Source organism: Streptomyces sp. NPDC002671 (assembly GCF_053592475.1).
This window is the reverse complement of the sequence record NZ_JBSFVU010000040.1, coordinates 40,910-52,410: the sequence shown is the minus strand read 5'-3', so window position 1 is coordinate 52,410 and position 11,501 is coordinate 40,910. Positions and strand designations below refer to the sequence as shown.

General features: G+C 68.0%; 8 protein-coding genes, 1 tRNA gene and 5 pseudogenes. 7 read left to right on the top strand and 7 right to left on the bottom strand.

What is annotated here, in order from left to right:
* Nucleotides 1-287: 287 nt before the first annotated feature.
* Together ACWD35_RS38190 and ACWD35_RS38185 are read left to right on the top strand one after the other, a co-directional pair.
* Nucleotides 288-361 (top strand) — tRNA-Met (locus ACWD35_RS38190).
* Between the two features lie 753 nt (nt 362-1,114).
* A pseudogene (locus tag ACWD35_RS38185) lies at nt 1,115-1,351 on the top strand (transposase); the annotation flags it as partial.
* A gap of 303 nt (nt 1,352-1,654) precedes the next feature.
* On the opposite strand, the gene ACWD35_RS38180 reads toward ACWD35_RS38185, so the two are convergent.
* Nucleotides 1,655-2,998, bottom strand: a complete 1,344-nt coding sequence (locus ACWD35_RS38180) for a M64 family metallopeptidase (RefSeq protein ID WP_451355965.1) — start codon at nt 2,996-2,998, stop codon at nt 1,655-1,657.
* A gap of 146 nt (nt 2,999-3,144) precedes the next feature.
* Here ACWD35_RS38180 and ACWD35_RS38175 point away from each other — a divergent pair, with 146 nt between their 5' ends.
* Entirely contained in the window at nt 3,145-4,503 is a 1,359-nt protein-coding gene (locus tag ACWD35_RS38175; RefSeq protein ID WP_451355963.1) for a tetratricopeptide repeat protein, read from the top strand.
* A 122-nt stretch (nt 4,504-4,625) separates the two neighbouring features.
* Here the strand turns inward: ACWD35_RS38175 and ACWD35_RS38170 are convergent, their stop codons facing one another.
* The 3 genes and pseudogenes from ACWD35_RS38170 to ACWD35_RS38160 form a co-directional block, all read right to left on the bottom strand.
* Nucleotides 4,626-4,778: a hypothetical protein gene (locus ACWD35_RS38170; RefSeq protein ID WP_451355962.1), complete on the bottom strand. Its 153-nt coding sequence runs from the start codon at nt 4,776-4,778 to the stop codon at nt 4,626-4,628.
* Nucleotides 4,779-5,026: 248 nt separating this feature from the next.
* Complete coding sequence (locus ACWD35_RS38165) at nt 5,027-6,439, bottom strand: aminopeptidase P family protein (RefSeq protein WP_451355961.1); 1,413 nt, start codon at nt 6,437-6,439, stop codon at nt 5,027-5,029.
* Between the two features lie 68 nt (nt 6,440-6,507).
* Nucleotides 6,508-7,102, bottom strand: a pseudogene (locus ACWD35_RS38160) (transposase); the annotation flags it as partial.
* A 132-nt stretch (nt 7,103-7,234) separates the two neighbouring features.
* Between ACWD35_RS38160 and ACWD35_RS38155 the strand changes: the two are divergent.
* The gene (locus ACWD35_RS38155; RefSeq protein ID WP_451355960.1) at nt 7,235-7,561 is read left to right on the top strand and encodes a putative quinol monooxygenase; all 327 of its coding nucleotides are present in this window, start codon (nt 7,235-7,237) and stop codon (nt 7,559-7,561) included.
* A 175-nt stretch (nt 7,562-7,736) separates the two neighbouring features.
* On the opposite strand, the gene ACWD35_RS38150 is transcribed toward ACWD35_RS38155, so the two are convergent.
* Together ACWD35_RS38150 and ACWD35_RS38145 are read right to left on the bottom strand one after the other, a co-directional pair.
* A complete protein-coding gene (locus ACWD35_RS38150) occupies nt 7,737-8,633 on the bottom strand; it encodes a zinc ribbon domain-containing protein (protein WP_451355959.1) in 897 nt (298 codons plus the stop codon).
* A pseudogene (locus ACWD35_RS38145) lies at nt 8,626-9,315 on the bottom strand (integrase core domain-containing protein); the annotation flags it as partial. The gene ACWD35_RS38150 and the pseudogene ACWD35_RS38145, both read right to left, overlap by 8 nt.
* Nucleotides 9,316-9,605: 290 nt before the next feature.
* On the opposite strand from ACWD35_RS38145, the gene ACWD35_RS38140 reads away from it, so the two are divergent.
* Nucleotides 9,606-10,301, top strand: coding sequence for a glycerophosphodiester phosphodiesterase (locus ACWD35_RS38140; RefSeq protein ID WP_451355964.1), 696 nt, complete (start codon nt 9,606-9,608; stop codon nt 10,299-10,301).
* A 155-nt stretch (nt 10,302-10,456) separates the two neighbouring features.
* Here ACWD35_RS38140 and ACWD35_RS38135 read toward each other — a convergent pair.
* Nucleotides 10,457-10,550 (bottom strand): annotated as a pseudogene (locus ACWD35_RS38135) (IS5/IS1182 family transposase); the annotation flags it as partial.
* Nucleotides 10,551-10,557: 7 nt separating this feature from the next.
* Between ACWD35_RS38135 and ACWD35_RS38130 the strand changes: the two are divergent.
* A pseudogene (locus ACWD35_RS38130) lies at nt 10,558-10,830 on the top strand (transposase family protein); the annotation flags it as partial.
* A 114-nt stretch (nt 10,831-10,944) separates the two neighbouring features.
* Nucleotides 10,945-11,082 (top strand): hypothetical protein, encoded by a 138-nt coding sequence (locus ACWD35_RS38125; RefSeq protein WP_385200261.1) that lies wholly within the window; start codon nt 10,945-10,947, stop codon nt 11,080-11,082.
* The last annotated feature ends 419 nt before the right edge of the window (nt 11,083-11,501 follow it).

Below are 11,501 nucleotides of genomic sequence, written 5' to 3'. Positions count from 1 at the left end.
CACCCAAGACAACGACTGCTGAACACACGAAACAGAAGACACCTGGGTCACTTTTGACCCGCCCAAACTGGGTCACGGTTCAGCCGCCGCCGACATCAACTCGCCCCACTGATCCGGGCACATCGCCCGAGGTCAGCTGCGGTGAAGCAGTTCTGGACCGCTACGGGCCGAACCACCCGGAAAGAGAGAGTGATCGGTATGCACGGGGTGTGTCCCGGTGCATCGAGAACCAGCTGAGAAATGGATTTCGCCTCCGTCGGACGTGCTGTGTACAGTTGAGGGACCGACGCGGGGTGGAGCAGCTCGGTAGCTCGCTGGGCTCATAACCCAGAGGTCGCAGGTTCAAATCCTGTCCCCGCTACGAGGCGAAGGGCCCGGCAACCGCCGGGCCCTTCGATGTGTCTGGCCTGGGTCGGTTCGATGAGATCGGCCGGTCTCGTGTGAGCGTTACCCTGCCGACGTGGAGTACGGGCTTGGCTGCCCGCTGATGACGGGGAGATCGGCGACCGGGTCGGTGGCGCACTCGCGGTACGCGTGAGCGGATGGCGCGTCGTGCCGGCGCCAGCCGGGTCATCGGATGCCGTTACGCTGCGGCGTCGGTCTGCTGTTCCTGCGCGAGTCCTCGGCCCATCGGACTCCAGGCGGAGGTGAACAAGCCTGGCTCGCACCACAGTTGCACCTTTTCGCCTCTCATCGATGTGTGCAGTTCCTGTTCCTCAGGTTCCGCGGGCCGACGGGACGGAGTGAAAGGTATGCACTGATGGCGAAGGGCCATACCAGCCGGCGGGCCCGTACTTACGCCCGCTGCACCAGTGTTTCCCGGCAGGCCGCCTGCCGTGCGGTTGCTCAGGGAGCTCTCCCGGCCATTTGGGCGTCTGACGGCAGTAGTTGACGCTACGGCAACAACCCCGCACAACCACCACGGACACCCGCGCACGTCACCGGACCAGCAAACCGCGCTTGACCTTGCGGGTGCCGATACATCATCCGGCCTGGTCTCGCGGCATGTTGGTACTCGCGTAGGGTTCCACCGAGCCGGTCTCGTCGGCGTACCTCCAAGTGTCTGATCTGCGCGGGCTCGTTGATCGGTTGGGGGGAGTGGGCGCAGCGGCGCCTGCTCGGTGTCTCCACCCGCTGCATCGAGAAGCTCGCCGAGTCCCTCGGAGTGACCCGGCGTTCGAAGTCGCAGGTCTCGGCGATGGCCCGGCACCTGGACGAGCAGGGCGCCACGTTCCGCAACCGGCCGCTGGACGCGAAACCGTATGTGTTCGTCCGGGTGGACGCGCTGCCCCAGAAGGTCCGTGAGGGTGGTCGGATCATCAACGTCCATCCGCTGATCGCGGCCGGTGTGACCGAGAGGCCGATGGTTGACCGACAGGTCGATGTTGTGCCCCTGCACAGCGACTACGACGGTCCTGGCCAGGACCGGGGGCGCTTTCACAAGAAGATCACCCTCTGATCCGCAGTCACCACTTCGCCGGACCAGGCAGCGACCGACTTCACGGCCTTGGGGCAACCACTACGGCACGGACGCGGCGCCGGCCGAGGTGGAGTTCTCGTCGGCGGCGCTGGGCGCGGCGCTTGGCGAGTACGCACTGACGGTGGATGCGGAGGCCGCCTGCAGGGCGACCTCCGCATCCTGGTGGTCCAGGGATCAGTGCCGGACCGTCCAGGACTGCTTGTCCTTGAGGGTCGTGGCGATCGCCGGGTCGCGCACGGCGTCCGTGCGGTCGGTGACGACGACGGTGAGGCGATGGCTGCGGGCGCCCCGCGAGTCCAGGTGGAGCGCGGCGACGGGCACGTCGGTCCGGCCCGCCTGAGAGGCCAGCGGCTTGCCGTCGAGGTACCACTGGATGTCGAGCTGCTGCTCGCCCGCCAGCCGCGGCACCTCGACACGCGCCGTGTCGCGCTGGCGCAGCGTGCCGTCGGTGGGGGTGAGGGGGGTCGCGATGGAGGCGTGGCGGTAGAAGCCGGCGATCATCGCCTCGCGGCCGGGAAGGTTGAAGGGCTTGCCGAGAACCCGCATGATCGAGGCGTCGGTGGGCCGGTTGAGGCCGGCCACGTAGTAGCCGCCGCCCTGGTATGCGCCGACCGTGCCGCCGTCGGGAGAGGCCTCGCCGAGCCAGCGGTACCATTTGGTCTTCTGCGCGCCCATGGCGTCGGCACCGAGCGTGGAGATGTTGGATTGCTCGGGTTCCGCGCCGGTGTACTGCTCGTAGCCCGGGTAGCCGGGGTAGAAGTACTCGTCGGCGAGTTTGCCGAGGGAGTGGCCGGTCTCGTGGATGGCGATCTGGCCGGACCTGTCGTTGCCGGCGGAGGCGGTGGAGATGCCCTCGTAACCGAGCGTCTTGCTGGGCGTGTTGTAGCCGGCACCGCCGTACTTGGTGCTGTTGGCCAGGACGATGACGAGGTCGGCCTGGGGGGCCTCGGCGACGTACGAGTCGACCTTCTGCTCGTCGAGGCAGAGCAGCCGCTCGGTGCCGTCGCACCAGAAGTACGAGCCGAGTGCGGTGTCCTTGACGACGTCCCGGCCCGGATCGCCGGAGACTCCGGAGTCGTTCGAGACGGCGTCGACGGTCCAGACGTTGAAGAGGTTCTGATAGGTGGTGTACGGCTCGACGGCCGTCACCTCGGCCCACTTCTCCTTGGCGTCGGCGTGGAACTGGTCCAGTTCGGCGGCGGTGTAGCCGTCGCCGACGATGACCACGTCGAGGCGGTCGGCGGTGGGGCCGTTGTCGACGACCTCGGTGACAACGCCGTCGGCCCGGGTCTCGGCCGCGGAGAGCGGTGCGGCGGTACGGGCCTTGTGGGCGGACGGCACCCAGGTGTAGCCGGAGCCGGCCTCCTGGTGGCCGGGCTCACCGCTTTCGGCGTGCTCGCGGCCGGGTATCTCGACCTTGACCCGCCCGGTCGCCTCCGGGGCTGCACCCGCGGAAGCGGAGCTGGGGGCGACGGCGAGGGCGGATATGACGGCGGCGGCCACCGTGGCCGCCGCCATTGATCTGCGTATGGACAAGGGCAACAGTCTCTCCCCAGAACAAGCAACTTAAGTGCGCGTATTAATACGCTTAACAAGATGCTTAACCTAGGGCTCTCTGCCAGTGCCGCACAATGCCCTTGCGGCCGCAGGAAGGGGAACGCACCATGGACGAACCGGCTGTCATCGGACAGCGCGTACAACGCCTGCGTGCTGAACGAGGTCTGACGCAGCGACATCTGGCCGGGACCGCGTACACGGCCGCGTACATCTCCACACTGGAGTCCGGCAAGGTCCGCCCCTCCGGGACCGCCCTGCGCTTCCTGGCCGAACGGCTCGGCACCACATACGAGGAACTGACCACCGGCCGTTCCGCCCGCCTCGCCACCGAGCTGCGCCTCGCCCTCACCGACGCCCGCCGCCTGATCGCCGCCGGTACCCTCGACGAGGCGGCAGCCCGCTACCGGGAACTGCTCGCCGAGGCCGGGGAGCTCGCCCTGGAGCCCGAGCGGGCCGACGCGCTCACCGGGCTCGGCGAGTGCGCCCTGGAAAGCGGCGAACTGGACGCCGCCCGCGAGCACTTCGAGTCGGCGGAGCGGCTCCTCGCGTCTGCCGGCGAGCCACTGCCCCGCCGGGTCCGCGCCCTGCGCGGCCGAGCCGTCGCGCACCTGCTCGCCGGTGAACTGCGGTACGCCTGTTACGTCCTGGAGACCGCCCTCGACGAACTGAACGCCCAGGGCCTGCACGACCCGGACGCCCTGGTGCTGCTGTACGCCTCCTGCATCGGCCCGTACATGGACATGGGAGCGCACGCCCGCGCCGCCCAGGCCGCCGAACTCGCCCTGGCACTGGCCCCGCAGGTCTCCGACCCGGCTCTCGTCGCCGGAATGCACCGCAGCGTGGCACGCACCCTGCTCGCCGAAGGGCGGATCGCCGAAGCCGACGCCTCGCTCGCCAAGGCTCAGGACCTCTACCAACAACTGCAGACCCGTACCGAGCTGGCCCACTGCCACTGGATGCGTGGCTATGTGCACGCCCAGAACAACGACCTGGAAGCCGCCGAGCACGAGTTGCGCACCGCCCGAGAGATGCTCGCCGCCCGCAGCGCCGCCCTCTACACCGCGCAGGTCGAGGTCGAACTGGCCGATGTGCTGCGCCGCCGGGGAAAGCGTGAGGAGGCTGTGGCCCTGCTGTCCCGGCTGCTGGAACTCGGTGCGGACCTCGGCGACGGACGCGGCGCCGTCCACGCCGCGGGCGCCCACCGGCTGCTGGGACTGATCGCCGAGAAGGAGCATGCGGACGAGCAGGCCGAGGAGCACTACGTCATGGCCCTCGCCCTGCTGGAGCGCAGCGAGGCGGCGGGCGATCTGGCCGATCTGTGCCGGCTGCTGGGCGATCTGCTGCGGCGTACGGGCCGTACGGAAGCCGCGCTCGACGCGTACCGCACCGGCCTCGGCCACCGGGCGGCGCCGGGTACCACCACGCTGGGCCCGGCGCCCACGGCACCGCCGTTCCGCGGCGCCTGATGAACACGGCCGGCCCGGGCCGCCCAGCACCTGGACGGGTGAGCCGGGGGACTCAGCCGGCCAGTACCGACCGCGCGATCCGCGAGTCCCTGCCGCCTCGTCGACGGCAGAGGCCCTGGGGCTCAGCCGCGGGTGCTCGTGTCCGGTGCGGTGACGGTGAGGTAGCCGATGTTCGGCCCGTCGTCCTTGGCCGAGGTGAGGCGAATCGTGTTCGTGCCCGCCTTCGACGCCACCTGAGGAACGCCCGGCTCTTCGGACAGCCCGCCGGCTCTCATGGCTTCCTGAACGAGATCGACCGCCAGGGCCGAGTCCGGCCTGGCGGTCCGTGTGATCTGCGAAAGCCTCTCCCCTCACAAGGGCCCCGTGGTGCACCGCCGGCCGACCGAACCCCCCGGTTCCAGCTGAACTTCACACCGGCCGACTCGTCCGCTCGCTCGCTCGTGCGTGAGGTGGCGAGATCACGGTCATACGAGGGCAGCCTCGCCGCACGACGGCCCTGCCTCGGGTCCAGCTCTCGATGTGCTCAGCCCGCGAAACGGGCCATCCACGCCTCGACCTCGTCCGCCGACCGCGGCAGGCCCGCCGACAGATTCTCGTGACCGTCGGCGGTGACGAGCAGGTCGTCCTCAATGCGTACGCCGATGCCGCGCCACTCCTGAGGTACGGTGAGATCGTCTGGCTGGAAATACAGGCCGGGCTCGACGGTGAGCACCATGCCCGGCTCCAGTACGCCGTCGATGTACTCCTCGGTCCGGGCCTGCGCGCAGTCATGGACGTCCAGGCCGAGCATGTGACCGGTACCGGCCATCGTGAAACGGCGCTGGAGGCCCAGCTCGTACGCGCGGTCGGCAGGCCCTTCGATGAAACCCCACTCGACCAGCCGCGCTGCCAGAGAACGTTGGGCCGCCTCATGAAAGTCCCGATACGCGGCGCCCGGTCTGACGGCCGCCATGCCCGCCTCCTGGGCCTCGTACACCGCGTCGTAGACCCGGCGCTGCACGGGGGTGAAGGTGCCACTGATCGGCAGGGTGCGCGTGACGTCGGCGGTGTACAGGGTGCGCGACTCCACGCCCGCATCGAGCAGGAGCAGTTCCCCGGGGCGCACCGGTCCGTCGTTGTCGGTCCAGTGCATGATCGTGGCGTGCTCGCCCGCGGCGCAGATCGTGCCGTAGCCGACGGCGTTGCCCTCAAGGCGGGCGCGACGGAAGAAGGTGCCCTCGATCCACCGCTCGGACGACGCGATCGCCCTCGACAGCTCACCGACGACGTCCGTGAATCCCCGCACCGTGGAGTCCACGGCCGAGCGGATCTCCTTGATCTCCCACTCGTCCTTCACGACGCGCAGATCACTGAGGGCCTCTTCCAGCTCCGCGTCGCGCTCCGCCTCAGTGGCGACGGCGGCCTCCAGGGACGGGTCGATACCACGGACAATGCGGGTCGGTATGCCAAAGACGGCTGCCAGCTCGCCGGCCGCCGTGCGCACGTCCCGGCACGGCAGGCCGAGCACGCGCCCCGCCTCGGTCAGGGAACGGCGCCGTCCCATCCACAGCTCTGCTGTTGCACCGGTCCAGAACTCGTTGTCGTCCCTGCTGTCCCGCGGCAGTTGGTAGCAGTAGGCATCGTGGCCTCCGTCCGCACGGGGTTCGAGGACAAGGGCACCGTCCCGGGCCTGGTCGCCGGTCATGTGCACGTAGCCCGAGTACGGCCGGAACGGATAGGTGTCGTCGTTCGAACGGACCTTGAGGTTCCCCGAGGGAATCAGTAGCCGTTCACCCGGGAAGCGCGCGGAGAGCGCGGCCCGGCGCACAGCCGCGTACGGGGCCTGTTCGTCGAGCGTCAGCTCACGCCGCTCGGTGTCCGCCCACCCCGTCCGCATCGACGCGGACAGTTCCTCGGAGATCCCTGAGTACGATCCGTTCTTCCGGCCTTCAGCCACTGCGTCCGCCTTCCTGAGAGTCGAGCGCCGCCATGCGTCGGCGGCTCGGCGACGCTATCCCGCGACGCCCACGCATGGTGCCCTGTCGTGTCACTGGCAGTGCCCTTGCGGGCGATGCGCCCGCCGATCCGCTTGCCGCGGACCCATTTACGCAGGCCGGGCTGGTCATACGCCTTGTCGGCGTGGAGCTTGCGGGGCTTGTGATGTCGGCCCCGATCGGGGTCGTGTCTCGATTGGAGCCCGGCGATCATGGGCTTGAGCCCCTGACCGCCGTGGGTGTTGCCACTTGAGATACCGACCACGAGAGGCAGTCCCGACCGGTCGGACAGGACATGTATTTCGGAACCTGGCTCACCCCGGTCCACGGGGCTCGGACCTGCGAGTTTGTCGAGCACGGCCTGGTGCAGACGGCCCCACACCCCAGCACGAGACCAGATCAGGAACCGGCGGTGAGCAGTCGACTTCGAGATACCGAAGCACGGCGGCAGCGCGCGCCAGGCACAACCGCTGACCAGTACGTAGATGACGGCCGGGAAGAGCGTCCCATCAGGAGCGTTCACCGTTCCGGCCGCCCTGCGGCCGCGCTCGCTGCTCCGGGATCAGCGGCTTGGCGATCTCCCACAAGCCGTCCGGCACGATCCAGCTCCACGTTCCCCGCCCCATACCGGGTCGACGTCCGCCTCACCTCGTAGGACACGGTCTTGTGCCCAGCACTTCAGGCGCCTCACGCTGGCGCTCGGTGACCGCCCGGCGTCCTACGATGGGTGAAGATCAAATGCGATCAGGGAGCGTGAAATGATCTTTATCACGGCCAAGTTCCGGATCAAGCCGGAGTACGCGGAGAGGTGGCCTGAGATCTCGCGCGAGTTCACGGAGGCCACTCGCAGTGAGCCTGGCTGTCTGTGGTTCGATTGGTCGCGCAGCCTCGACGATCCGACCGAGTATGTGCTCGTCGAGGCGTTCCGGGACGGTGACGCCGGTGCCGCACATGTTCAGTCCGACCACTTCAAGTCGGCACAGCAGACCCTGCCACCCCACCTGGTCGAGACGCCGCGAATCGTCAACGCGGTCCTGGAGCAGGATGACTGGTCCCTGCTCGGAGAAATGGCCGTCCAGGACTGACGGAGGCGCGGAGGGGCGGGGAAACGCGATTGCCGCGTTCTCCTGGGCAGGAACATGTCACTCACCGCTATGTGCGTGCGGTGCCAGGGCCTCGCCCACCGCCGGAAGGCAGTGGATCCACGTCGCTCATCGGCTGTGCGGCCGGCTCGTGGCGCGGCGTGCGCCGACAGCGGTCTCAGAAGCAGAGCTTCCCTTGTGCCACCACAGCCGTGTCGTCAGCCGTCGGCTCGCCCCTCGGACACAACGATTGACAATACGGAGACGAGGGCCTCGACCTTACGGTCGCGGTCCTCGTTGCGTTTTCGTAGGTGATTTCGATCCCGAGGGCTTCGTAGAGCGGGCCTTTCTTGTCCGCGTCTGCTGCATGGATGCGCCGTGCAATGCCTCCAAGACTCTCAGTGACCTGTCGGATCTGTTGCGCGTCGAGTGGGGATTCCTTCTTGCGAGTGACGGTGGGGAGCGCGTCCAGCTTCTTCCGTGCCGCCTCTTTGTCTTGCTGTACGTCGTTGATCCACCGGGTGACGACGGTGGGGTCGGCTCCGGCTTCGAGGGCTGCCTGGTAGCGGGCGAGCCGGCGCTCGCAGTCCTTGATCGTCTGGCGTGCTTGCGCCTGCTCGGGTGTCTGCGTCACTTGGGCGCTTGCTGCGGCGCTTGCGTGGGTGAGGGCTTCGAGGGTGGTGGTGAGCCGGTCGGGGGCGAAGGCCCGGGCGATCCACTGATCCAGGGCGTTGCACACGACGTCTTCGCGCAGGTAGACGGTGCGCGGGTGGGTGAGGCCGGGGTAGAGGGCCTGTTCCTGTTCCTTGAACTCGCAGCGGTAGTAGACGCTGTTGTGGATGGTGGCGGGCTGCATCTTCCGCCCGCACAGGCTGCACCGGATCCGTCCGCGGAGGGCGTAGGGGTGTGCGCTTTGCTTTCCGGTACGTTCCTGTCGGGCCGGGGTACGGGCTCGCTGTCTGCGGTCGGTTTCGGCGGCCTCGAAGAGGTCCGGGCTGATGATGGCTTCGTAGGCGGGTTCGTTGGAGCGGATCCTGTGCCGTTCGGAAACTCGTCGCCGCTGGTCGGGCTGCATATCTGTACTCGTTGATGACGCCGCCGAGTACTCGGGTGCGGAGGAGTCGGCGCGTGGTCAGGTCGGTAGTGGTCGCAGGGTGCACCTGGGTGAGGGGAGCAAGCTGTTTTCGGCCCTGATGTGGGCGATGGTGGTTGTAGTGCCGGGCGTAGCTATCCAGGACCTGCTGGGCGTGGGCCTCGTTCCAGATCAGCAGGTGGTCGAGGGCTTCGCGCCGCAGGGTTCCGATGACCCGTTCGCAGTGCGCGTTCATCCGAGGAGCTCGCGGCGCGGTCCTCAGGGTCTCGATGTGGTCGGCTGCGAAGACCGCGTCGAAGGACTCGGTGAACTTCGCGTCCCGGTCGCGGATCAGGAAGCGGAGAGAGTCGACCCGGACGCCCAACTCGAGGGCGAGGTTTCTCGCCTGCTGCACCGTCCACGGTCCGGTCGGATGCGCAGTAACCCCTGCAATGTGTAGTCGGCGCGTGCCGTGCTCGAGGAAGACCAATGCGTACACGCGGCGCAAGTCGATCAGGTCGATGTGCACGAAGTCGCAGGCGATGATGCCCTCGGCCTGCGCGGTCAGGAACTCGCGCCATGTCGGTCCGCTGCGACGCGGGGCCGGATCGATGCCGGAAGCCGTCAGGATCTCCCAGACCGTCGTGGTGCCGATCGGATGCCCCAGACGAACGAGTTCGCCCTGGAAAACCGTCGTGGCGCAAGCCGCCGTGGGTACAAATCCCACCCCCACCGCTTCGCAAGTCGGAAGCTTGCAGGTCAGAGGGGGTGCCACCCGGCGGAGCGGCACCCCTTCCGCACGCACCCTGTCTCACCCACCCTGATCCGGCCCACCTGATCCCTGGACCGCGCCGGAGCGCGCGGCCGGACGGGCCCATTAGGCTTGGGCGTTCCGACGGGCGGTCCGCCCACGCCCGGCGAGGTACCGCATTCGTGCGACTGCCCCACACCATCACACGCAAGGACGGCAACCGAGTGTCTTTCTTCACCATCGGTCACCGCGGTGTCATGGCCGCCGAGCCGGAGAACACCCTGCGCTCCTTCCTGCGGGCCGAACGCGAGGGGCTGGACGGCATCGAGCTGGACCTGCACCTGAGCAGGGACGGTGAGTTGGTCGTCATACACGACGAGACCCTGGACCGGACGACGGACGGCTCCGGTCCGATCGCCGACCAGGAGCTGCGGAAGCTCAAGAAGCTCGACGCCGGCCTCGGCGAGCGCATCCCCACGTTCGGGGAGGTGCTGGACGCCGTCGGGCCGACGCTGCCGATCCAGGCGGAGATCAAGGACGTGGCCGCCGCCCGGTCGCTGGCCAAGGTGCTTACCGACCGCGACCTGCTGGACCGGGTCTCGGTGCTGTCGTTCCACGACGTGGCGCTGATCGAGATCCACAACCTGCTGCCGCACGCCCGCACCGTGCTGGTGGCAGGCCCCAGCGCGCACCACGACACCTTCGTCGGCCGGGCTCAGAAGGTCGGTTCCACCCTGGTCAGCGTGGAGTTGCGCCAGCTGAACCGGGCCATCGTGGAGAAGTGCGGCGCCGCCGGCATCGACGTGATGGCCTGGACCGTCAACGACGAGCGCGACCTGGCGCTGGCCCGGACGCTCGGCCTGGTGGGCTGCGTGACCGACCAGCCCGGCGTGAAGCAGCTCGTCGAGGCCACGGCCTGACCTCAGGGGTCCGGGACCGAACCGGCCACCCGTGCGGTCAGACGAGAGCATGAACGCCGTGGTCGCAGTCCCGCGCACGGGAGGAAACCGGGACAACTGCGCGTTTGCCGGCGTTAGGCCGGCTGCTTGACCAGCTTCTCGAACGCAGGTCGTCGCGGAGCGGTAGGGAACTCGTATCATGCCTGCATCTCCCTGATAGCCCTTGTCGCCCCGGCAGTTGACGCCGACCTAGGCAAGAGCGTCAACGATTGGCACAGGCGCCAAAGGCACGGTCCGCACCCCCTACTGGGGCCGGTGGGAGACCCTTTCCGCGGGCCAGCAAGCGGTCAACCGATCCCACGCGAAGATCCGCGCCCTCGTCGAGCAGGCCGTCGCCACCCTCAAAGCCTGGAGACTGCTACGCAAACTCCGGTGCTCAACCGACCGGATCACCAACCTCGTCCAAGCGATACTCACTCTGCATCTGACCAGCTCAGGGTGCGGTTGGAAAAGGCTGTGTGCCACGAACAAGAGGAGGGGCTCAATGTAGGAGAGCCGCTGCGATTGATGCTGTGCAAGAGATGAAGGATTTGGCCCTTCGGAGCCGCCCTGCGGGGGGAGGCTCCAAACCGCCACATGCTGCGGGAGCGGCGACGCGACCGTGGTGAGCGATGTGGAAAAGGCGCTCTTTGAAGTGTCAGGTAGGGATCAGGAAGACGAGCGCGAGCGGATCACTGACGACGTGTCGTTATCCAACTCAAGTGGCATCAAAACCGGGGCGATGGCTTTTGCTTCGGGATGAGTCTGGCGGGTTCCCGTTTACTGGTCAGGCGGTGTCCGGCATGGAGGTGACGTGAGCCTGATCTGCTGCTCTTGTACGGAACGTGGGAATTCATGCCTTGACACTGCATCCCGGTGAGGGTGCGAGAGGAAGCACTCCAAGCGGCGAACACCGTGAGGAGCTGAGTACCGTCGCGGGGCGTGTCGGCGGACCGGCCCGTAGTAGTGCTGAAGCCCCTGTAGGGGAGAGCAGGGGCAGGGACAGCAGGGCGGGCAGGGCGAGGCGCCGTCCGAGGCGTGGGGTGATCATGGAGGGACGAATAGCGGCTCCAGTCGAGCCTGTTGGGGGAGTATCACCCTGATGCGGTGTGTCGGCGGCATCAGCTTGTCCGGGGGTTTCCGACGGCCTGTGAAGCGAGGCCGGTTGGCGGGGCTGGGCCG